Origin of the sequence: Pseudomonas sp. 7-41 (assembly GCF_021233075.1) — a bacterium.
Classification (GTDB): Bacteria; Pseudomonadota; Gammaproteobacteria; order Pseudomonadales; family Pseudomonadaceae; genus Aquipseudomonas; species Aquipseudomonas veronii.
The window spans coordinates 3,307,930-3,330,263 of sequence record NZ_CP089551.1 but is presented as its reverse complement, the minus strand read 5'-3'; the positions used below and the strand labels follow the sequence as shown (position 1 = coordinate 3,330,263).

At 62.3% G+C, this 22,334-nt stretch carries 19 protein-coding genes and 2 pseudogenes; 10 read left to right on the top strand and 11 right to left on the bottom strand.

The window, feature by feature from the left end:
* Positions 1-9 precede the first annotated feature (9 nt).
* The 3 genes from LQ249_RS14910 to LQ249_RS14900 all read right to left on the bottom strand — a co-directional run bounded on the left by LQ249_RS14910 (position 10) and on the right by LQ249_RS14900 (position 3,155).
* Positions 10-690, bottom strand: a complete 681-nt coding sequence (locus tag LQ249_RS14910; RefSeq protein ID WP_017845762.1) for a BON domain-containing protein — start codon at positions 688-690, stop codon at positions 10-12.
* 126 nt (positions 691-816) lie between these two features.
* A complete protein-coding gene (locus tag LQ249_RS14905; protein ID WP_046383383.1) occupies positions 817-2,199 on the bottom strand; it encodes an MBL fold metallo-hydrolase RNA specificity domain-containing protein in 1,383 nt (460 codons plus the stop codon).
* Positions 2,200-2,234: 35 nt separating this feature from the next.
* Entirely contained in the window at positions 2,235-3,155 is a 921-nt protein-coding gene (locus LQ249_RS14900; RefSeq protein WP_057004087.1) for a universal stress protein, read from the bottom strand.
* Positions 3,156-3,438: 283 nt separating this feature from the next.
* Between LQ249_RS14900 and LQ249_RS14895 the strand changes: the two genes are divergently transcribed.
* From LQ249_RS14895 to LQ249_RS14885, 3 genes are all read left to right on the top strand, one after another.
* Positions 3,439-4,086: a BON domain-containing protein gene (locus LQ249_RS14895; protein WP_017845759.1), complete on the top strand. Its 648-nt coding sequence runs from the start codon at positions 3,439-3,441 to the stop codon at positions 4,084-4,086.
* A 79-nt stretch (positions 4,087-4,165) separates the two neighbouring features.
* On the top strand, positions 4,166-5,989 hold the full coding sequence (gene ftsH, locus LQ249_RS14890) for an ATP-dependent zinc metalloprotease FtsH (RefSeq protein WP_057004085.1): 1,824 nt from the start codon (positions 4,166-4,168) through the stop codon (positions 5,987-5,989).
* A gap of 33 nt (positions 5,990-6,022) precedes the next feature.
* Complete coding sequence (locus LQ249_RS14885) at positions 6,023-6,448, top strand: potassium channel family protein (RefSeq protein WP_046383380.1); 426 nt, start codon at positions 6,023-6,025, stop codon at positions 6,446-6,448.
* Positions 6,449-6,451: 3 nt separating this feature from the next.
* Here LQ249_RS14885 and LQ249_RS14880 read toward each other — a convergent pair whose 3' ends face one another.
* Positions 6,452-8,821, bottom strand: coding sequence for a phosphoketolase family protein (locus tag LQ249_RS14880; protein ID WP_057004084.1), 2,370 nt, complete (start codon positions 8,819-8,821; stop codon positions 6,452-6,454).
* A 362-nt stretch (positions 8,822-9,183) separates the two neighbouring features.
* On the opposite strand from LQ249_RS14880, the gene LQ249_RS14875 reads away from it, so the two are divergent.
* Positions 9,184-9,813 carry a helix-turn-helix domain-containing protein gene (locus LQ249_RS14875; protein WP_017845755.1) on the top strand — a complete coding sequence of 210 codons (630 nt, stop codon included), beginning with the start codon at positions 9,184-9,186 and terminating at the stop codon, positions 9,811-9,813.
* Between the two features lie 30 nt (positions 9,814-9,843).
* Positions 9,844-10,827, top strand: coding sequence for a zinc-dependent alcohol dehydrogenase family protein (locus LQ249_RS14870; protein ID WP_102617453.1), 984 nt, complete (start codon positions 9,844-9,846; stop codon positions 10,825-10,827).
* Positions 10,828-10,840: 13 nt separating this feature from the next.
* Here LQ249_RS14870 and LQ249_RS14865 read toward each other — a convergent pair whose 3' ends face one another.
* The 3 genes from LQ249_RS14865 to LQ249_RS14855 all read right to left on the bottom strand — a co-directional run bounded on the left by LQ249_RS14865 (position 10,841) and on the right by LQ249_RS14855 (position 13,089).
* Positions 10,841-11,092, bottom strand: a complete 252-nt coding sequence (locus LQ249_RS14865) for an Lpp/OprI family alanine-zipper lipoprotein (RefSeq protein ID WP_017845753.1) — start codon at positions 11,090-11,092, stop codon at positions 10,841-10,843.
* Between the two features lie 110 nt (positions 11,093-11,202).
* A complete protein-coding gene (locus LQ249_RS14860; protein WP_232565556.1) occupies positions 11,203-12,123 on the bottom strand; it encodes a universal stress protein in 921 nt (306 codons plus the stop codon).
* A gap of 51 nt (positions 12,124-12,174) precedes the next feature.
* Positions 12,175-13,089, bottom strand: coding sequence for a universal stress protein (locus tag LQ249_RS14855; RefSeq protein ID WP_232565555.1), 915 nt, complete (start codon positions 13,087-13,089; stop codon positions 12,175-12,177).
* A gap of 188 nt (positions 13,090-13,277) precedes the next feature.
* Between LQ249_RS14855 and LQ249_RS14850 the strand changes: the two genes are divergently transcribed.
* Entirely contained in the window at positions 13,278-14,180 is a 903-nt protein-coding gene (locus LQ249_RS14850; protein ID WP_017845750.1) for a GGDEF domain-containing protein, read from the top strand.
* Between the two features lie 147 nt (positions 14,181-14,327).
* Complete coding sequence (locus LQ249_RS14845; protein ID WP_046383376.1) at positions 14,328-15,197, top strand: isocitrate lyase/PEP mutase family protein; 870 nt, start codon at positions 14,328-14,330, stop codon at positions 15,195-15,197.
* 20 nt (positions 15,198-15,217) lie between these two features.
* On the opposite strand, the pseudogene LQ249_RS31790 reads toward LQ249_RS14845, so the two are convergent.
* Both LQ249_RS31790 and LQ249_RS31785 read right to left on the bottom strand, forming a co-directional pair.
* Positions 15,218-15,694: pseudogene (locus tag LQ249_RS31790) on the bottom strand (methyl-accepting chemotaxis protein); the annotation flags it as partial.
* A 111-nt stretch (positions 15,695-15,805) separates the two neighbouring features.
* Positions 15,806-16,573: pseudogene (locus LQ249_RS31785) on the bottom strand (PAS domain-containing protein); the annotation flags it as partial.
* 199 nt (positions 16,574-16,772) lie between these two features.
* On the opposite strand from LQ249_RS31785, the gene LQ249_RS14835 reads away from it, so the two are divergent.
* Positions 16,773-17,153, top strand: coding sequence for a RidA family protein (locus LQ249_RS14835; RefSeq protein WP_046383374.1), 381 nt, complete (start codon positions 16,773-16,775; stop codon positions 17,151-17,153).
* A 139-nt stretch (positions 17,154-17,292) separates the two neighbouring features.
* On the top strand, positions 17,293-19,281 hold the full coding sequence (locus LQ249_RS14830; RefSeq protein ID WP_057004080.1) for a peptidase U32 family protein: 1,989 nt from the start codon (positions 17,293-17,295) through the stop codon (positions 19,279-19,281).
* A 40-nt stretch (positions 19,282-19,321) separates the two neighbouring features.
* Here the strand turns inward: LQ249_RS14830 and LQ249_RS14825 are convergent, their stop codons facing one another.
* Positions 19,322-20,215 (bottom strand): DMT family transporter, encoded by an 894-nt coding sequence (locus tag LQ249_RS14825; protein WP_057004079.1) that lies wholly within the window; start codon positions 20,213-20,215, stop codon positions 19,322-19,324.
* A 109-nt stretch (positions 20,216-20,324) separates the two neighbouring features.
* On the opposite strand from LQ249_RS14825, the gene LQ249_RS14820 reads away from it, so the two are divergent.
* The gene (locus LQ249_RS14820; RefSeq protein ID WP_017845744.1) at positions 20,325-20,765 is read left to right on the top strand and encodes an Lrp/AsnC family transcriptional regulator; all 441 of its coding nucleotides are present in this window, start codon (positions 20,325-20,327) and stop codon (positions 20,763-20,765) included.
* Between the two features lie 102 nt (positions 20,766-20,867).
* On the opposite strand, the gene xylB is transcribed toward LQ249_RS14820, so the two are convergent.
* The gene (gene xylB, locus LQ249_RS14815) at positions 20,868-22,328 is read right to left on the bottom strand and encodes a xylulokinase (protein WP_232566596.1); all 1,461 of its coding nucleotides are present in this window, start codon (positions 22,326-22,328) and stop codon (positions 20,868-20,870) included.
* Between the last annotated feature and the right edge of the window lie 6 nt (positions 22,329-22,334).

Sequence of the window (22,334 nt, the reverse complement as noted above, 5' to 3'; positions counted from 1 at the left end):
CGCGGACGGTTATGTCGAACCCGGCGATTCAAGGCCGCTGGGCGATACCATCAGATTGTCGACAACCTTCTGCACACCCGCAGTGCCCGATGCCGTCAACCGCGCCATATCCCGCTCCGGGAGCGATCCGACAACCCCCGAGAGCGTGACTTCCCCGCCCTCCACGCGCACGTCGATAGCGTGGGCGTCGATGATCGCCTTGCGGCGAAACGCTGATTCGATATCGGTCTTGATGGTTTGCGCAGAGGCATGGGCCTTGACGACGATATCGTTACTGATCCCCTTGATCCCTTGCAGATAGCGCACCGCATAGCCGGCCGTCTGGCGCTGATGCTCAGAGTCCACTTCTCCGCTGAGCACCAGCCAGCCATCGGTCACGCTGACTTTGACGCGGTGGTCCGCCAGCGAGGTATTCCATTGCAATGCGGAAACGGCAGCCGCGACGAGATCACTGTCGGTCCGCACATGACTGGAAGGCAGCACGACATCGATCTGGTTGAGCAGATCCACGACACCGGCGACATGTGCGACCGCCTGTTCCGCGTGCCAGCGCTCGGCGTGACTGGCGACATTGCCGGAAAGCGTGACGATGCCATCGGACACTTGAACCAAAATCTGATCGGCTTTGAGTGCCAGGTCCCAATTCAGTTCTTCGATCACCTGTTGCCTAAGCTTTTCATCGGTATTCATAAAAAAGCTCCAGAATTTTTCAAAAGTCTCAATCAGCCAAAGCGTATCCGGTTGCGATGTTTTTCAGCAGGTCGGAAAGTACCCATCCTTGGCGCGGGAGCGGTGATTCAGGCGCGTTTTTTGGCGCTAGACCGGCAAAGGCTGCGCGACCGCCGGCAGTTCGACACTGTCCCGATACTCCGGCACCGACACCGACCAGCCCAGTTCCTGGCTGATGCGCCGCCGCAGCACGTCCGAGGCGTTCGGCTCGCCGTGTACGACGTAGGTGTGTTTCGGCGCACGCTTGAAGCCGCGCAGCCACTGCATGATTTCATCGGCATCGGCGTGTGCGGACAGGGTTTGCATCGGCACCACCTCGGCGTTGATCGGCACGTCCTGGCCGTGGATACGCACCGACGGCACACCCGCGACAATCTGCGCGCCACGTGTGCCGCCGGCCTGAAAGCCTGGCACCAACAGGGTGTTGAGCGGGTTGGGCGCCAGCGCCTTGAGGTGGTGCAGCACCCGCCCACCGGTGGCCATGCCACTGGCGGCAATGATGATCGCGGGGGTGCGCTGCTGGTCCAGGTCAATCGACTGTTGCACGGAACACACAAAGTGCGTGCCATCGCACATACCCTGGCAGTCCTCCAGCGACAGCCGATGCTCAGAGCGAAAACGCTGGTACAGGCGGGTGACCTCGGTGGCCATCGGGCTGTTGAGGTAGATCGGCAGGTCCGGGATCGCGTGCTGTTGTTTGAGTCGATACAGGTGATACATCAGCAGTTGCGCGCGCCCCACCGCAAACGACGGTACCAGGGTGATGCCGCGCCGCAGCGCCGTGCGGTTGATCACGTCCGCCAGTTGCTGTTCGGGAGGCTCAGCGGGGTGTCGACGATCGCCGTAGGTGGATTCCACCAGCAGGTAGTCGGTCTGCTCGATGGTTTCCGGGGCGAACATCAGGGGATCGTTTGGCCGCCCCAGGTCGCCGGAACACACCAGCGTGACGCCATCGGCGACAACTTCGACCGTCGCCGCGCCAAGAATATGCCCGGCGTCACGCAGCAGGATGGTCAAGCCCGGCGCGATCGCGACCCGGTGGTGCAGCTCGATCGGTCGCAGCAGCTTCAACGCGCGCTCGGCGTCCTGTTCGGTATAGAGCGGCAGCGCCGGGTCGTGCTTGGAGAAGCCATGCCGGTTGGCGAATTCGGCCTCTTCTTCCTGCAGGCGGCCACTGTCGCGCAGGAGAATTTTCGCCAGCTCGCAGGTGGCCGGCGTGGCATACACCGGCCCGCGATAGCCGTTGCGCACCAGTACCGGCAGGTAGCCGCTGTGGTCCAGGTGGGCGTGGGTCAACACGATGGCGTGCAGGTCTTGAACCGGCAGCTGGAACGTGTCCCAGTTGTGCAGGCGCAATTGCTTATAGCCCTGGAACAGGCCGCAATCGATCAGTACGTGCAGGTCGCGATGCTCCAGCAAGTACTTGCTGCCGGTGACCGTACCGGCCGCCCCGAGAAATGTCATACGCATGGCTATGTCCTTGAGGTCTCATGGAATCGGTGGTTTCAGTCAACCCAGGGTGATGGCTTGACGATCATCAAACTGCAGGAGGTGCGGTTCAGCACACTCTCGGCGGTGCTGCCGATCAGCCGGTCAAGCTTGTCGCGATAGACCGTGCCAAGCACCACCACGTCGAATGCATTGCGCCGGGCGAACAAGCTGATCACTTTGTGCGGAATGCCGGTCAGCACATGTTGGCGTTCCTGCTCGACCCCATAGCGTTCGGCGAGCACATCGAAGGCTTCCACCTGCGCGTCATTGACCGCCTCGCCCAAACTGCTATCCAGGCTTTGGGTCGGCACGCTCGTGGGGGTATCGCCCACCACCGACCAGTTGCTGACATTGAGCAGGTGCAGATGGGCATCGCACACATGCGCCAATGTCGAAGCCAGTTCGAGGACGCGCTCGTTCAGCCCATATGTGAGTTCTTCGAGGTGCGACAGGTCAATGGCCGCGAGTACTTTCAGCGGTTTGGGGTGCCTGGCGTCGGTGACCAGGTGCAGACAGGCCGGACAATCGCGCAACAACAGCCAATCCAGGGGTTGATGGAAGGTCCGGTCAAGGGCCGAGACATGCTGGACGTCTTTGATCACCAGGTCGGCGTGAAAGTCGTTCACATACGCCAGCACATGCGCCAGGTTGGGTTTGGCCCACACCACTTCACAGCTGACCGCCAGCCCCGCACGCCGTTGAAAGCGCACTTGCTGCTCCAACCAGTGGCGGTGGACCTGCAGGTAGCCTTCCCTGGCCTGGGCCATCGCGTCATGGTCAAACAGGCCGGCCACCTCCAGCGATGCGACATAATCAAACGCCACAATGTGCAACAACGCGCCGGTTGCAATGGCCAGTGCCTGGGCCCGGTCAAAGGCCGGGGTGCGTGTCATCTCCGAGGGGGCAATCAATAAAATACGTTTGAGTGGCAGCATTAGATACCTCGGCCTGGGCGCATGTAATCACCTGACTGCAACCCGACGTCCTAGCGAGTAGCGTGGTGCCCTGTTGTTGTGACTGAAAACCGTCGGTCAAGTATCTGGCGCCATGGGGCGTGCGCTCTGATCTTTGTCAACTAATGGCTGGCTTTCACACAATGAGTGAATCACTCAGGCCTTGTTGATATAGCTCAATGATTTTCCGTGGTTCGAGCGTAGAAACCAGTGACTGGCCACTCTCGGCCCGTCATCAGCCACGAATTCGATTGAGGACACCATCATGAGCGACTTGAGTTTGCGCAAAGCCATTATGGAAGAGCTTGAATTCCAACCGCAGATCGATGCAGCCAGCATCGGTGTTGCCGTGGAAAACGGCGTTGTCACGCTCACCGGACATGTCAGTAGCTATGAACAGAAGGTCTGCGCCGAGCGCGCGGTAAAAGGCATCAAAGGCGTGCGCGCAGTCGCCGAGGAGATCCAGGTGCGCCTGCACAAAGGCGCCGGAACCGCGGACGACACCATCGCCTCCCGCGCCCTGAGCATCATCAACTGGAGCGCCGACGTACCGGCGAATGCGGTTAAGGTCATCGTTCAGAACGGCTGGATCACCCTCGAAGGCCAAGTCGACTGGCAGTACCAGAAAGAAACCGTAGAGAAGGCGGTGCGCAAGCTGTCCGGCGTGCTTGGGGTGGATAATCGGCTGACCCTGAGCCCGCGGGTAGACATCGTCGATATCCGCAAACGCATCGAAGATGCGCTCAAACGCAATGCTGAAGTGGACGCCAAGGATATTCATGTCAGGGTCGACGGTGATGTGGTCCGGCTCGACGGCAAGGTTCACCTGTGGCGCGAGCGCAAGCTCGTAGAACGGGCGGCCTGGTCGGTGCCGGGCGTCACGCGGGTGGAAGATCACCTGCTGCTCGCCTGAGGTGATGCAGGCTCCAGTGCGCCGACTGGGGCATCCAACGTTTGTGTCTGCCTTGCGTGCCCTTTTTTGAGTCAAGGTCATGAAAAAGAACCATCAGTGGAACCTGTCTTACTTTCTGACCGCGTTTGTCGTGTTCACCGTTGTGCAGTTTCTATGGACGGAACACCGCGTGGTGCAAAGCATCCCGTACAGTCAGTTTCTGCAGTTGCTGAACGAGCAGAAAGTCAGCGACCTGCAGGTCGAGAAAGACCAGATCAGCGGCAAGCTGCAAGTGCCGATCGACGGCCATAACCTGTTCACGACGGTGCGGGTCGACCCGACGTTGGCCACCAGCCTGGCGCAGTCGGGCGCGAGCTTCACCGGGGTCACTGACAATACCTTTTTAAGCGGCCTGCTGGGTTGGCTGCTGCCTTTTATGCTGATCATGGTGGTCTGGCACTTTTTGTTTCGCGGCGTCGCGGAAAAACAGGGCCTGGGCGGGCTGATGAACATCGGCAAGTCTCGGGCCAAGGTGTTTGTCCAGCGCGACACCGGGATCACCTTCGCGGATGTCGCCGGCATCGACGAAGCCAAGGCCGAACTGGTGGAGATCGTCTCGTTCCTCAAGGACAAGGCCAAGTACGCACGGCTGGGCGCGCATATTCCCAAAGGCACGCTGCTGGTCGGTCCGCCGGGCACCGGCAAGACCCTGGTGGCCAAAGCCATCGCCGGCGAAGCCGGGGTGCCGTTTTTCTCGATCTCGGGCTCGGAATTCGTCGAGATGTTCGTCGGCGTCGGCGCCGCGCGGGTCCACGATCTGTTCGAACAGGCGCGCCAAGCGGCGCCGTGCATCATTTTCATCGATGAACTGGATGCCCTGGGCAAGATGCGTGGCGTCGGTGTAATGGGCGGCAATGACGAAAAGGAACAGACCCTCAACCAGCTCCTGGCCGAACTGGACGGCTTCGATCCCCGCGAGGGCGTGGTGCTGCTCGCTGCGACCAATCGCCCGGAGATTCTCGACCCGGCGCTGCTGCGCGCCGGCCGGATCGACCGCCAGGTGTTGATCGATCGCCCTGACCGCAAGGGGCGGCAGGCGATTCTCAAGGTTCACCTGCAGAAAATCACCGTGGACAAGGCCCTCGACAGCGAGCGCATTGCCGACATCACCACCGGTTTCACCGGCGCCGACCTGGCGAACCTGGTCAACGAAGCGGCGATTGTCGCCACCCGCCGTGGCGCCGACACGGTCGGCCTGGACGACTTCACCGCGGCCGTGGAACGCCTGATCGCGGGCATCGAACGCAAGAGCAGCGTGCTGCGCCCCGAAGAACGCCAGGTGGTGGCGTACCACGAGATGGGCCATGCACTGGCGGCGAGCCACCTGCCGGCCATGGACCCGGTACACAAGGTGTCCATCGTGCCGCGCGCCATTGGCTCGTTGGGCTACACGCTGCAGCGCCCGACGGAGGACCACTTCCTGATCAGTTGCCAGATGCTCAAGGACCGCATCGTCGTGCTGATGGCCGGCCGCGCCGCCGAATTTCTGATATATGCTCAGACGTCCACCGGGGCCGCCGATGACCTGGCCCGTGCGACCGATATCGCCCGGCAGTTGGTGACCCGCTTCGGCATGAGCGCCGAACTGGGGCAGTCGGTGCTGGAGCGACAAAACATGACCTACCTGGGTGAGCAGATGCAGAGTACGGGGCAGAAAGATTATTCGGAACAGACCGCCAGGGAAGTCGACCTGTGTATACGCGGCCTGCTCGACGAGGCCTACGCCCGCGCCAAGAGCCTACTCCAGGCACATCGCGCCGACCTGGAGGCCGGCGCGCACCTGTTGATGGAAAAGGAAAGCCTGACCCCAGAGGACTTCCCCGCGCTGCTGCCGATGAAACCCGTGCCGGTCGCCGCAGGTTGAGCGTCGCCCTGAAACCACGCACTGAGGCTCGCCATGCTGGCCGTCACGCTGATTAATACGCTGGTGGTCATCATCGCCGTGGTCATTCATTACGAATGCCTGTTGCGCCTGAACGACTGGCTGCCGCGGCTCAAGGTCTGGAGCCGCTTCAGGATGGTCATCGGAGTATTCGGTGCCCTGCTCGCCCACGCGATCGAAGTCTGGTGCTTCGCCCTGGTCTATTACCTGATGACACGCGACGGCGAGTGGGGCAGCCTGTCGGGCCAGTTCGATGGCTCGTTCATGGACTGCGTGTACTTTTCCTTCACGACCTACACCACCATCGGTTTCGGCGACATCACCCCCATGGGCCACATCAAGTTCCTGACCGGCCTGCAAGCGCTGACCGGTCTGGTGCTGATCACGTGGACGGCGTCCTTTCTGTTCCTGGAAATGCAGAAGTACTGGAAGAACAAGTAGCCCCTAGCCGGCCGGGGTCCATTGCCAGTTCAGCACCTCGGGCAGGTCTTCGCCGTGTTCGATCAGGTACAGCTTGTGTTTCTCCATCATCGCCCAGTAGCGCGCCTGCGCGGTGTGGCGTTGCTCGTGCAGCCGGGGCACGCGCTCGATGACGTCCAACGCCAACCGGTAGCGATCCAGGTTGTTGATCACCGCCATATCGAACGGGGTGGTGGTGGCGCCCTCCTCTATGAAGCCGCGCACATGGAAGTTGTCGTGATTGGTGCGCTTGTACAGCAGCCGATGCACCAGCGCCGGGTAGCCGTGGAAGGCAAAGATCACCGGTTTGTCGGTGGTGAACAACTCATCGAAGGCGGCATCCGCCAGGCCATGGGGATGCTGCGATGACGACTGCAGCACCATCAGGTCCACCACATTGATGACCCTGACCCGCAGATCCGGCACGTATTCGCGCAGCAATGTCACGGCGGCCAGAGTTTCCAGGGTCGGTACGTCGCCGGCGCAAGCCATGACCACGTCCGGCTCCTGATCATCGCGGCAGGCCCAGTCCCAGCGGCCGATGCCCGCCAGGCAATGGCGCACGGCCGCGTCGATATCCAGCCACTGCCACTCCGGCTGCTTGCCCACTACGATGACATTGATGTAATTGCGGCTGCGCAGGCAGTGATCCGCCACCGACAGCAGGCAGTTGGCATCCGGCGGCAGGTAGATGCGCGCCACGTCGGACTTCTTGTTCGCCACCAGGTCGATGAAGCCGGGGTCTTGATGAGAGAACCCGTTGTGGTCCTGGCGCCAGACATGGGACGTCAGCAGCAGGTTGAGCGACGCCAGCGGCTTGCGCCAGGGCACGTCGGCCGCAGTTTTCAGCCACTTGGCATGCTGGTTGACCATCGAATCGACGATATGGATGAACGCTTCGTAACACGACAGCAGGCCATGACGCCCGGTGAGCAGGTAGCCTTCGAGCCAGCCCTCACACACGTGTTCGCTGAGAATCTCCATGACCCGGCCATCCGCCGCCAGGTTCACGTCGTCGGCCTCCAACGGGTCCATCCACGCCTTGGCGCTGACCTCATACACGGCGTCCAGGCGATTGGAGGCGGTTTCATCCGGACCGAACAGGCGGAAGTTGGCGGCGCCCTGTGCGTTTTTCATCACGTCGCGCAAAAAGCTGCCCAATACCCGGGTCGCCTCGGCACGCAGGCAACCGGGGGCCGGCAGGGCTACCGCGTAGTCGGTAAAGCGTGGCAAGTCGAGCGTGCGTAATACCAGCCCGCCGTTGGCGTGCGGGTTGGCGCTCATGCGGCGGTGCCCGGTGGGCGCCAGCGCGGCGATTTCCGGGAGCAAGGCGCCGTCGGCATCGAACAGTTCGTCGGGACGGTAGCTGTTCAGCCATTCCGCCAGTTGCTGCACATGCCCCGGCGCCTGAAAGTTGGCCAACGGCACTTGGTGGGCGCGCCAGGTGCCTTCGACCCGACAGCCATCGACAAATTTCGGCCCGGTCCAGCCCTTGGGCGTGCGCAATACCAGCACCGGCCACAGCTGGCGCTCCGGCGTCTCGGCCCGCCGGGGCTGGCGCGCCGCGTGCTGAATCTCGCGGATTTTCAGCAGCATGGTGTGAAGGGTGCGGGCAAGCTCCTGATGCACCTGCGCCGGGTCATCGCCTTCGACGAAGTACGCATCGTAACCATAGCCATACAACAGCGCCGACAGTTCATCTTCGCTGATCCTGGACAGGACCGTCGGGTTGGCGATCTTGTAACCGTTGAGGTGCAGGATCGGCAGCACCGCCCCATCGCGCGCGGGGTTGATGAATTTGTTGGAGTGCCAACTGGCGGCCAGCGGGCCGGTTTCGGCCTCGCCGTCGCCGATCACGCAGGCGACGATCAGGTCCGGGTTATCGAAGACCGCGCCGTAGGCGTGCGCCAGGCAATAACCCAGCTCGCCGCCTTCATGGATCGAGCCTGGGATTTGCGCCGAAACGTGGCTGGAAATCCCATAGGGCCAGGAAAACTGCCGAAACAGCCGCAGCAGGCCATTGGCATTGCGCTCCACCGAGGGATAACACTCGGTGTAGGTGCCTTCCAGGTAGGTCTGCGCGACCACCGCCGGCCCGCCATGCCCGGGGCCGGCGACAAAGAGCATGTTCAAGTCGTACTGGTTGATCAGCCGATTGAGGTGCGTATAGAGCAGATTCAGCCCCGGCGTGGTGCCCCAATGCCCCAACAGGCGCGGTTTGATGTGCGCCAGGGTCAAGGGTGTCTTTAACAACGGGTTGCTCTTGAGGTAGATCTGCCCAACCGCCAGGTAATTGGACGCCCGCCAATACGCGTCCAGCCCTTCCAGCTCCTCTGCACTCAAAAAATCGCTCATACACCCCTCCGTCAAGGCTCGACCCGTGGATTGTCGTTCGTCGATTCTGGGTGCCTCAACTGCGCGAGGCTTGATGTATATCAAGTCTTAAAGCCGGCGCTGAAGCTCAATTGAAACAGGAACTCGGGATATTGAGCAAAAGCGCTGGCAGCGCATTTTCCTCGTTCTCTCTATCACTCAGGCACATGCCTGGACGGAGCGCATGCATGAATGCCCATCACCTGCGTTTAGTCGGTCGCTCGACGGTGCTACCGCACACCTCCTGCCCCAGACCGGTAATCCCCCCCAAAACGGCATGTTCCGGTTGCGGCGTGTCGGCATGCAGCTTGCCGATCGGTCTCGATAGTCCTGACGTGTCCCACTTGGATGCGTTGGTGGTGCAACGCTTCAAGGTCAAAAAAGGCGCAGCTTTATTCCGTACCGGCGACCCCTTGCGTTCGCTGTATACGGTTCGCACCGGCTCGTTCAAGACCGGCATCGTGTCTGTCGATGGCCGTGAACAAGTGACCGGCTTTCAACTCTCCGGCGATATGCTCGGCCTGGACGCCATCAGTGACGATGCACACGCCTGCACGGCGGTCGCCCTTGAGGACAGTGAGGTCTGCCCCATCCACTTCGCCCATCTGGAGAGCCTGGCGCGCAACCTTCCGTCGCTGCAGCACAACCTCACGCGGCTGCTGAGCCGTGAAATCGTGCAGGATCACACCCTGCTGATGCTGATGGGCAACATGAGTTCGGATGAACGCCTGGCCGCGTTCCTGCTGAACCTGTCGCAACGCTTCAGCTCCCGCGGGTATTCGGCCAGGCACTTTGTGCTGAAAATGCGCCGTGAGGAAATCGGCTCCTACCTGGGCTTGCGCCTGGAAACCATCTGCCGCGGCATCGCGCACCTGCGCGACCAGGGGTTGGCGCAGATCGTCGGCCGCAACGTCACGATCCTGGACCTGGAAGGTCTCAAGCGTCTGGTCGCGGGCTGCCGCCGACCGATCTAGCATTACCGCCCGAACACCTGGAGATTCGTCATGCGTGCGATGGTTCTGCACACCCCCGGCCAGCCGCTGCAACTGGAGCAGCGCCCGATCCCGACACCCGGAAGCGGGCAGCTGTTGATCAAGGTCCTGGCCTGTGGCGTGTGCCGCACCGACCTGCACCTGGTCGACGGCGAGTTGCCGCAAGCGCAACTGCCACGGGTGCCAGGCCATGAAATCGTCGGTGAAGTGACGGCCGTGGGCGCCGCGGTCGGGGCTGACTGGATCGGCCGCCGCGTCGGGGTGCCGTGGCTCGGCTGGACCTGCGGCGAGTGCGCTTTCTGTCGATCGGGCCGGGAAAACCTCTGCGATCAGGCGCTGTTCACCGGCTGCAATCTGGACGGCGGCTACGCTGAATACACGGTGGCGGACGAACGCTTCTGCCTGCCGATTCCCGACACACTGTCGGACGTTCAAGCCGCGCCCCTGTTGTGTGCCGGCCTGATCGGCTTTCGCGCCTTGCAAATGGCCGCCGACGCCGCCCACCTGGGGCTTTACGGCTTCGGTGCGGCCGCCCATCTGGCGATCCAGGTGGCGCTGGGCCGCGGGCAACAGGTGTACGCGTTCACCCGCCCGGGTGACAGCGCAGGCCAGGCTTATGCACGCTCATTGGGCGCCGTGTGGGCCGGGCCTTCGGACCAACTGCCGCCGCACCTGCTGGATGCCAGCCTGATATTCGCCCCGGTCGGAGCGCTTGTACCGCTGGCATTGGCCGCCACCGTCAAGGGCGGCTGTGTGATTTGCGCCGGGATTCACATGAGCGATATTCCGGCCTTCCCCTATCGACTGCTATGGGGCGAGCGCAGCGTGCGTTCAGTGGCGAACCTGACCCGACAGGACGGCACAGCGTTTTTTCAAACCGTGCAGCACACGCCGGTCCACTGCGACATCACCCGCTTCGCCCTGGAAGACGCCAATCAGGCACTCGCGCACCTGCGCAGCGGGCAGTTCAACGGCGCGATTGTGCTGACCCCATAACACGCAGCAGCGGCTATTTGCGGGTCGCGCTGGTCAGCATATGGATCGCTCTCTCGTTGGCTTCGTCAGCGGTGCGCTGGGCCTGGTTGGCCAGCGCCATCGCCTGCTCCGCCTTGAGGTAGGCTTCGTCAGCGCGCAGGCGCGCCGTGGCGGCATTGTTTTCCGCGGAGTCCAGGCGAGCCTCAAGCTCCTTGACATGTTGACTGCACCCGGCGGACGTTGCCAATACCAGCGCCAACAGTGAAACGGACAGGTAGCGGTTCATGGTGTTTCCCCTCGATTCATCGCGGTAAGAAATCAACAACGCACATTTTCAGTATCCGGCGTGGGCCCGCCGTGCCTCTGACCTTTGTCAATAAAGGATCAGAGCCCGGGCTAGCCCTTGACGTCGTTTCCCGGCTGGCGGATCGCTAAAATGCTGCCCGGCACCGAATACAGCGCCCGTTCGGTGTTGCTGCCGATCAGTCGGTCGAGCCCGACCCGGTGAGCAGTCCCCATGACCACCACGTCGGCCTGGAATTGCTCGACAAACTCCTGAATCACCGGCACTGGCTGGCCCATGACAAAGTGGCGTCTTTCCGGCGGTACGCCATAACGGTCGGCCAAGGTCACGAATGCCTGGTGCAACGACTGGCGCAGCTCTTCGGCGAAGTCCACGTTCCAACCGCCCATGGCCATCGGCGCATCGCCGTTGAATGCCGGGGACAGGTCATAGGCGTACAACAGATGCAGCGGCGCATCGCATTGCAGGGCCATGGAGTAGGCGCACTGAATGATGGTGTCGTTCAGACCGCTGATCTGCGTGCCGGGCTCGAACGGATCGACGGCCGCCACCACGCGATGGGGCAAACCGTAGCGCGCCTGACTCACCAGATGCAGGGGGGTCGGGCACTCGCGCAGCAGGTGGCAATCGAGCGGGGTGATGAATATGCGCTTGAGAACCGGCTCCAGCTTCACGTCCTTGATCACCAGGTCCGGGTTCAGATCGGCGATCGTGCGCAGGATCTCCAGCACAGGGTGGGTGGTGAAGAGCAATTCAACCGTCACCTTCAGCCCGTTACCGCCCAGGCGCTGGACTTCGTCGATCAGCCAATCGCGATAGCGGTGCAGGTAGTCCTGGAAAACCGACTCATCGACGTGTTCTTCCCACAAATGAATGATCGGCGCAGGTTCGATAAACGCCCTGATATCGAGCGCCGCGCCGCTGGCCTTGGCCAGGGCCACCGCGCGCAGCAGCGCCGGGGAGTGATACAACGAACGGTCGGTGATCAGCAACAGACGTTGATATTGGCTCATTTCGCACCTCGTCGGGCACCGGTTGGTCCTGGCGCCAGGTTCAATCCTTCATCAACTGCGCGTCGGTTTGATCGCCCACATGCTGCACGGCGCGTGGTGCAGCAGGCTTTCGGCGGTAGTGCCCAACAGCTTGTTCAAGCCCCAGTGCTGCACGGTGCCCATAACGATGATGTCGATCTGGTGATCGCGGGCGAAGTCGCAAATGTTGAAGAGCGGCGTGCCCTCGATAAAGTGCCGATGCTCGACGGGAATCCCCTGGCGCTCGGCCAACGCGGCAAACGCCTCATGCTGGGCTTCATTCAACGACTCATAGAGCCCGGCGGCCAGGGGCACCGCGCCGAAGCCCATGTCCTTGGCATACACCGCGGCCCAGTCGTACACATGCAGCAACTCGAGCTGGGCCTGGCATTGCGCGGCCAGCTTGACCGCCGCTTCGACAATCTGGTCGTTGAAGATCTGGTCCTGCTCCTCGCTGCGCAACACATCGACAATCGCCAGCACCTTGCGTGGCAACGGGTGGCGCGAGTCGGTGACCAGATGCACCGGCACCGGGCAGTCGCGCAGCAGTTGCCAATCCAGCGGGGTGAAGAACACCCGTTTCAACGCCGGCTCTTCCTCGGCATCCTTGATGATCAGGGCCAGCGACATCTCGTTGACGAAATGCAGGATTTCCTCATAAGGATGATGCACCCAGACTACTTCGCTGGTGACCTCGACCCCGCGCTGGCGCATCACCTCGGCCTGCTCGGCGAGCCAGTGGCGATGGGTGTCCAGGTACCCTTCCCGGGCCCGATTGATCTGTTCGGGCGCAAACAACCCGGCGATCGCCAGGGCCTGCAAATAGTCGAATGCCACGATATGCAACGGCAACTGCATCGCGCGCGCCAAGGCAGCTGCACGATCGAACGAGGGTGTGCGGGTCATGGACGAAGGGGCAATCAACAGTAAACGCTGAGTCTGCAACATGGGGGCACCTCGGCACGCGGCCATCTGATTCGGTGGATAGGTCTTCAGATTGAGCGTTCCGGCTCAGCGGCTACTTGATCTTTATCAGTTGGTGCCCGCAAAAGTTGATTTTCATCAACAGCCGCCGGGCCCCTTGCCCCTAGCCTGCATCAAGACTTGCAGCGTCACCGGCTCCGTCGGAGGGCACCATGATCGAAGATGAGCAGCAAGTGTTGGTGAGGGCGTTGGACGCGGCGACAAACCCGGTGCTGATCACCGAGAGATCGGGTTGCATTGTGTGGATCAACCGAGCGTTCAGCCTGTTGAGTGGCTATTCGAAGCTGGAGCTGGTCGGCAAAACCCCGCACCTTTTGTCGTCGGGACGGCAAACCACCACGTTCTATCGGGAACTGTGGATGACCATCATGGCGGGCCTGACCTGGCAGGGTGAGATGGTCGAGCGCCGCAAGGACGGCTCCAACTGTACGATCAATCAGGTCATTACCCCGGTGCTCGACCCGCAGGGCGTGGTCACGCACTTCATCGCGATCCTGCACAACTTCAAGGTGATGGACGAAGAACGTGCGCGCATGCAACAACTGGCGTTCCATGACGGACTGACCGGTTTGCCCAACCGCAGCCTGTTTCTGAGCCTGCTCAATCAAGCGATGAGTCATGCCACCCAGCAGCAACAGCCGCTGGCGTTGATGTTTATCGACCTGGACCGTTTCAAAGCGGTCAACGACACCCATGGGCATGCGTGCGGCGACAAGTTGCTGGTGGCGGTGGCCGAACGCCTCAGCCAGTCGGTGCGCAGGTCCGATGTCGTCGGCCGTTTGAGCGGCGACGAGTTTGCGATCCTGGTGACCGGCATGGACCACGCCAGGCAGGTCGAGGTGTTGGCCGATAAATTGATCGGCGCGATCAACCAGCCGTTCATGATCGATGCCCACCGCCTGAACACACACATCAGCGTCGGCATCAGCCTGTATCCATGGGACGGGGCAAGCGTCGAGCAACTGCTCGCACGGGCCGACGACGCGATGTACCAGGCTAAACGACGCGGTGGCAGCGCCTGTCATTTCAACCTGCTTAGCCAGCCTGCCGACTGAACGGCGCACACCTCGCGCCCACCGTATGTGCGGTGGGCATAGCCCATTCTCAAACGTCATAATCCTGGGTTTTGTGGCGTGGTAATCTCTTACGACTATGAATAGGCATTGATCGTCAGTCGACAATGACCAGAACCAGGAAAGATCATGCCCAAAGTGTCCCACTCAGCCCTGCGTCGTAATTTCCGTGAACTGCTTGCTACGCCCCTGTGCGTTGAGACGGCCTCTGTGTTCGACCCGATGTCGGCGCGTATCGCCGCCGACCTGGGCTTCGAGGTCGGCATTCTGGGGGGCTCGGTCGCTTCGCTGCAGGTACTGGCGGCACCTGATTTTGCGTTGATCACCTTGAGTGAGTTCGCTGAACAGGCCACCCGGATCGGCCGCGTTGCGCAGTTGCCGGTGATTGCCGATGCCGACCACGGCTATGGCAATGCCCTGAATGTCATGCGTACCGTCGCGGAGCTGGAACGCGCAGGCGTAGCGGCACTGACGATTGAAGACACGCTGTTGCCGGCGCAGTTCGGGCGCAAATCGACCGATCTGATTTCCATCGAGGAAGGCATCGGCAAAGTCAGGGCCGCCCTTGAAGCACGGGTCGACCCCGAGCTGTCCATCATCGCCCGCACTAACGCGAAGGTGTTGCCGACCGAGGCCGTGATCGAACGCACCCTGGCCTATGAAAAAGCCGGTGCCGATGGGATCTGCATGGTGGGTGTCAGCGACTTCGAGCACCTTGAGCAGATTGCGCAACAACTCACGGTGCCCTTGATGCTGGTGACCTACGGCAACCCGAAACTCAATGACAGCCAGCGCCTGGCAAGCCTGGGAGTACGCATCGTGGTGGCCGGCCACGGCGCCTACTTCGCGGCGATCAAGGCCACCTACGACAGCCTGCGCGCCCAACGTCAGCTCACCCACAGCACCTCGAACCTCAGTGCCACCGAGCTTACTCACACCTACACCCTGCCGGAGAGCTACGTGGCCTGGGCCAAAGAGTTCATGGATGTAGAGGAGTGAGACTGACCCCGGGTGCGCGTCTAGCCGACCCAGCCGACAGCGGTTTTCGGAACCACCTCCGACTCATCCAGCTTTGACGCAAACATGCTCACGGCTTGCACCGCATCGCTGGTGCTGGTGCGGATCTGCAGAATCACCGAACCCGCCTGGTCGGCCAGGCTGACGCCACGTTGCGCGCCTTCCTGGGTCGCGCTCATGCTGGCGACCGCGTCACGGGTTTCCGACAGAATCAGGCCGATCATCTCGGCAATCTCGGCCGTCGAACGGCTGGTGCGCCCCGCCAGTTGCCTGACCTCATCGGCCACCACCGCAAAACCACGGCCCTGATCGCCCGCGCGCGCGGCCTCGATGGCGGCGTTGAGCGCCAGCAGGTTGGTCTGGTCGGCAATACCGCGAATGGTATTGACGATCGCAGTGATCTGCTCGGAACGATCACCCAGTTGCCCCACCAGACGTGCGGAGGCGCCGATGTTTTCGGCAATGCGGCGCATTTCACTGGCGGTTTCGTGGATCACCTGGGTGCCATGTTCGGCGAATCGCTCGGTTTCCGAGGAGATATGGTAAGCGCGGGAAGCACCGCGTGAATCCTCCTCGAACTTCTCGACGCGCTCGCTGATGTCGCTGGCGAACTTGACGATTTTGATCAGCTTGCCGTCGCCGTCATACACCGGGTTGTAACTCGCTTCCAACCACACCACGCGGCCGTGCTTGCCGATACGCTTGAATTGCCCGGTGAAGAATTCACCATTGTTCAAGCGCCGCCAGAAGTCGGCGTACTCAGGGCTGTTGACCTGGGTCGGTTCGCAAAACATACGGTGATGTTTGCCTTTGAGTTCCGTCAGTGAATACCCCATGACCGCGAGGAAATTCTCGTTGGCATCGAGCACTTGCCCGTTCAAGTCGAACTCGATCACCGCCATCGCCCGGTCCAGCGCAGCCAGCTTGCTGCGGGTCGCCGCCTCCTGCTCCACTTTGCGCGTGACGTCGAGGGCGTACTTGACCACTTTCACGACCTGGCCACGCTCATCCAGCACCGGGTTGTAGCTGGCCTCCAGCCAGATGATCTTGCCGTGGGCGTCCACGCGCTTGAATGTGCCCGAGACGAACTTGCCGGCCCTGAGTTCCTGCCAGAACTCGGCATAGGCAGGGCTGCTGGTCAGCGCCGACGGGCAAAAATCACGGTGGGTCTTGCCGGCCAATTGAGCGCTGCTGTAACCCAGGGTTTTCATAAAGTTGTCATTGGCGCGCAACACCTTGCCATTGAGGTCGAATTCGACCACGGCCATGGAGCGCTCAAGCGCGGCAATCAATCCTTGGTATTCAGCGACTTCGGCCCTCCTGGCCGCCAGTTCTGTTTTTAGTGTGTGATTGAACATGACGTAGCCTCAGCCGTGCGTGGAATCGGGGGTTATCTCCTGCGCTATCGGCCAATAAATACCGGACTTGACCGATGAAAAATAAATATCATTTGACGTCAAATACCCGTCGCTCGCCACGCCTGCAACGCCGAAGAGTACTGATCCTCGCGCCCCCTGTGTTTAAATTGGCGGCCCTTTTCCCTGCCAAGAGAACGTCATGGCCAACCACGACCTGTCCTTCACCCCTGATCCGGATGCCGACTCGATTTCCTCCGACGTGATCGGCTTCAACGGCATCCTGGTCTCCACCCAGATCCCGACCCGCGCCGACGGCAGCCTGGAACTGGGCGACATCACCGCGCAAAGCGAATGCACCCTGCAAGCCCTGAAAGTCGCCCTTGAACGCGCCGGCAGTTCCATGGACCGGGTGATGCACCTGACCATCTACCTGACCGACATGGCCGACCGCGCGGCGTTCAACGAGGTCTACAAGCGCTTCTTCGCCAAGCCGTGGCCGGTGCGTGCCGCAGTTGGCGTGGCGGCTCTGGCGGTGGAAGGCATGCGCGTGGAGGTCACCGCGATGGCCGCCAAGGCCTGAACCCGCGTCGATTGAAACACCCGTCATTGGCCTGGCACCTTGCAGGCCAAGCCCGCCGGCGGCCCTGCGGTAGGTGCCGGTCAGGCGTTTCACGGCTACAATGCGCGCCTCGACCGTGACAAGCCTGACTAAAAAAACTATGTCCTTGCCCAAGCATCACCTGGAATTGCTCAGCCCTGCCCGCGATGTCGCCATCGCGCGCGAGGCCATCCTGCATGGCGCCGACGCCATCTACATCGGCGGCCCAAGCTTCGGCGCCCGCCACAACGCCTGCAACGAGGTCAGCGATATCGCGCAGTTGGTCGAATTCGCCCGGCGCTACCACGCCCGCGTCTTCACCACCCTCAACACCATCTTGCATGACAACGAACTGGAACCGGCGCGCAAGCTGATCCATCAGCTCTACGACGCTGGCGTCGACGCGTTGATCGTGCAAGACCTGGGCGTGATGGAGCTGGATATCCCGCCGATCGAGCTGCACGCCAGCACCCAGACCGACATCCGCACCCTGGGCCGCGCCAAGTTTCTCGACCAGGCAGGCTTCTCGCAGCTGGTATTGGCCCGCGAGCTGAACCTGCAGGAAATCCGCGCCATTGCCGATGAAACCGATGCCGCTATCGAGTTCTTCATCCACGGCGCCCTGTGCGTGGCGTTCTCCGGGCAGTGCAATATCTCCCACGCGCAGAACGGCCGCAGCGCCAACCGCGGCGACTGTTCCCAGGCGTGCCGCCTGCCGTACACCCTCAAAGACGATCAAGGCCGCGTCGTCGCCTTTGAAAAGCACCTGCTGTCGATGAAAGACAACAACCAGAGCGCCAACCTGCGCGCCCTGGTCGATGCCGGTGTTCGCTCGTTCAAGATCGAAGGGCGCTACAAGGACATGGGCTATGTGAAGAACATCACCGCCTATTACCGCCAGCGCCTCGACGAGATCCTCGAAGACCGCCCCGACCTGGCCCGCGCTTCCAGCGGCCGGACCGCGCATTTCTTCCTGCCCGACCCGGAAAAGACCTTCCACCGGGGCAGCACCGACTATTTCGTCAGCGACCGCAAGATCGACATCGGCGCCTTCGACACCCCGACCTTCACCGGCCTGCCGGTGGGCGTGGTGGAAAAAGCCGGCAAACGCGACCTGCAAGTGATCACCCATGAGCCGCTGTCCAACGGCGACGGCCTGAATGTGCTGGTCAAGCGTGAAGTGGTGGGTTTCCGCGCCAATATCGCCGAGGCCAAGGGCGAGTTCGAGGAAGACGGCGAGAAGCGCTACCGCTATCGCGTCGAGCCGAACGAAATGCCGGCCGGCCTGCATCAGTTGCGCCCCAACCACCCGCTGAACCGCAACCTCGACCACAACTGGCAACAGGCGCTGCTCAAAACCTCCGCCGAGCGCCGGATCGGCCTGTCGTGGGTCGCCCGACTGCGCGAAGAGCGCCTGGAACTGAACGCCACCAGCGAAGAAGGCATCACCGCCAGCGTCGCCCTGCCCGGCCCGTTCGGCGCGGCCAACAAGCCGGAACAGGCGCTGGACACCCTGCGTGACCTGCTCGGCCAACTGGGCACCACCGAATACCACGCCACCGCCATCGAGCTGGATGCGCCGCAGGCGTTCTTCATCCCCAACTCGCAGCTCAAGGCCGCGCGCCGTGAAGTGATCGAAGCGCTGACAGCGGCGCGCATCGACGCTCACCCGCGTGGTGGGCGCAAGGCCGAAACCAGCCCGCCGCCGGTGTACCCGGAAGCGCACCTGTCGTTCCTGGCCAACGTGTATAACCAGAAGGCCCGGGATTTCTACCACCGCCACGGCGTGAAACTGATCGACGCGGCCTTCGAAGCCCACGAAGAAACCGGTGAAGTGCCGGTGATGATCACCAAGCACTGCCTGCGTTTCTCGTTCAACCTCTGCCCCAAACAGGCCAAGGGCGTGACGGGGGTGAAGACCAAGGTTGCGCCGATGCAGTTGATCCATGGCGATGAAGTGCTGACCCTGAAATTCGACTGCAAGCCTTGCGAAATGCATGTGGTGGGCAAGATCAAGGGGCACATCCTCGGGTTGCCGCAGCCAGGCAGCGTGGTCGGCTACATCAGCCCGGACGATCTGCTCAAGACCATCCCGCGCGCGCCGCATTGATCGAACCGCGGGCGCGCTGCAACGGCGCGCCCGCTCTCGATCACTGCACTTGCACCACCGCTTTGGGGCGCCACCACCAGCCCCTTTGCAACCCGGCGGCAGCCAACAGAATCGCCGCGACACCCAGCCATTGCAGCCAACCCAGGCGATGCCCGAAGGCAATCCAGTCGACCAGAATCGCCGCAATCGGGTAGATAAACGACAACGCGCCGGTGATGGCCGTCGGCAACTTCTGGATCGCCCCGTACAGCAACACATACATCAAACCGGTGTGTACCACCCCGAGCGTCAACAAGGCCGCCCAGGCGTTGTGCGCCACCGGCAGACTGTGCCACGGCACCAGCGGCGCCAGTAACAACGCACCGGTCGTGACCTGGATCAGCGCGATCAAATGCGGCGGCACTGCCTTCAGACGCTTGATGATCAGCGCGGCAAGCGCATACAGAAACGCCGCGCCGAGGGCCAGGGCGATACCGGCCAGGTAATCGTCGCCGGTTGGCTGATTGCCATGGGCGCTGACAATCGCCAGCATCCCGAGGAATGCCACACTCAGCCACGCCAGCTTCGGCACGCTGAGCTTTTCACCGAGAAACAGCGCCGCCAGCATCACCAACATGAACGGCTGCACGTTGTACACCGCAGTGCTGATGGCGATGGACGCGCGGGAATACGATTCGAACAGCAGCAACCAGTTGCCGACAATGGCCACTCCGCTGAGCATCGCCAGGCCGAGCCCGGCCCAACTGAGCAAGTCCCGGCGCAGATACCCGAGCAGCGCGCACACCAGCAATAATGTCAGCGCCCCGATCACGCAGCGCCAGAACACCACTTCGAGCACCGATACGCCCGACACCAGTACAAACCAGCCAATGGTGCCCGAGATCAGCATGGCGGCGACCATTTCCCACGACCCGCGACGGATGGATGTATCCATGATTGAGACTCCTCAAGTGAGGCTCAATTATGGCAAGCTGGTTCGCCGCGGCTCCAGCGCCTAAAAAAGGCGAAAAGCCTCAATGACCTTTATTTATTAGGCGCACACCATGATCGACACCATCGACCAACAACTGATCGGCGCTTTGATGGACGACTCCCGGCTGTCCCTCAAGGCCCTGGCCGGCATCACCGGCCTGTCCTCGCCCAGCGTCGGCGAACGCCTGCGCCGCCTGGAAGAGCGCGGCGTGCTGACCCATTACACGGTCGACATCGACCCCAAACACTTCGGCTACCTGCTGCAAGCCATCGTGCGTATCCGTCCCCTGCCCGGCCAATTGCAGGAAGTGGAGCGGCAGATCCAGGCCATCCCCGAATTCACCGAATGCGACAAAGTCACCGGCGAGGACTGCTTCATCGCACGCCTGCATGTACGCACCATGGACCACCTCGACAGTCTGCTGGATCGGCTCAACGTCTATGCCGAGACCAACACCGCCATCGTCAAGAAAACCCCAGTGAAGCGGCGCCTGCCACCGCTGACGGACTAACGCCGACAAACCTTAGGTGGGGATAGCAGCGGTTCAGGCACTTATGCGGTGACTGACACTCCGCTATCGGGAGCAAACTCCCTCCCACAGGGCCGGATCAAGTCAGCCGTGCAGAGCCTTGGCCGCGCCCAACAGCCCCTGAAACTTGCGATAACGCGCCTCCAGCACCGGCTGTTGCGCCACGTCCGGCACATACCGCGCCTTGACCGGCATGCCCGCCGCGAGCAACGCCGCGCCCTGCCCGATGGCCAAAAAGCCCAACTTCGCCGCGCCGATGCACGCGCTCAGTTCACTGCCGTGCAGCGTGAAGATTTCCCGCTGCAGGATGTTGGCCAGCAACTGCGCCCAATACTCACTGCGCGCGCCGCCACCCACCAGCGCACAGGCGGTGACGTCGGCGCCGCTCGATTGCACCGCGCGCAACGCGTCGAGCAGGCCAAAACCCACGCCTTCCATCACCGCATACCCCAGCATCGCCGGGGTGCAGTCGTGGCCCAGGTTCATAAAGCCGCCGCGCAATAAGGGGTCGTTATGCGGGGTGCGTTCGCCGGCCAGGTACGGCAGGAACAACGGCGTGTCCAGCGGCACCGATTGGCCGATGGGCAACTGGGCCTGGACCTGATCCAACAGCGCCTGTTCGTCCGGCATGCCCGTCAGGCGCGTGACCCAGCGCAAACAACTGGCGCCGGCCAGCATCGCGCCCATGGTGTACCAACGGTCGGGCAGCGCATGGCAGAAGCTGTGTACCGCGCTGGCCGGGTTGCCCGCCGCATGGTCGGTGATCGCGACAATCGCCGCGCTGGTGCCCAACGTGATGAAACCGTCGCCGGCATTGATCGCGCCGATGCCGACCGCCGCAACCGGGTTGTCGCCACCGCCGCCGGCAATCACCACCTCGGCGCGCAAACCCAGCTCGCGGGCGGTCAGACACGCGCTTGCCGCACCGCCCTCCACCAGCCTGGGCATTTGTTCCGGCGCCAGGCCGGTGGCCCGCAGCATGGGGCTGAACCATTGACGATTGGCCACGTCCAGCCACAGCGTTCCGGCCGCATCGGACATCTCGCTGACGCGCTCCCCACTCAAGCGCAGGCGCAGGTAATCCTTGGGCGACAGCACGCAATCGATGGCCTTGAACACTTCGGGCTCATGCCGTTGCAGCCAGAGCAGTTTCGGCGCGGTCAAGCCGGCCATGGGCAAGCTGCCGGTGACGTCGGCAAACCCTGGGCCGAGCTGTGCCGCTTCGGCCACCGCGCGCGAGTCGTCCCACAGAATCGCCGGGTATAACACGCGGTTGTCATCCCCCAGCAATACCGCGCCGTGCATTTGCCCAGACAGGCCGATGCACGCCACACCGGCAAACGATTCATGAGCGCGCAACACATCCAGCGCCTGCAAACAGGCTTGCCACCAGTCTTGCGGCGCCTGTTCGGACCAGCCGGGGTGCCGGCGCGAGACGCTCAAGCGCACGCCGGCCTGAGCCAGCACCGCGCCGCTGGCGTCCATCAGGATGGCTTTGAGTTCCGAGGTGCCCAGGTCGATGCCGAGGGAAACAGCAGTGTTCATACGCGA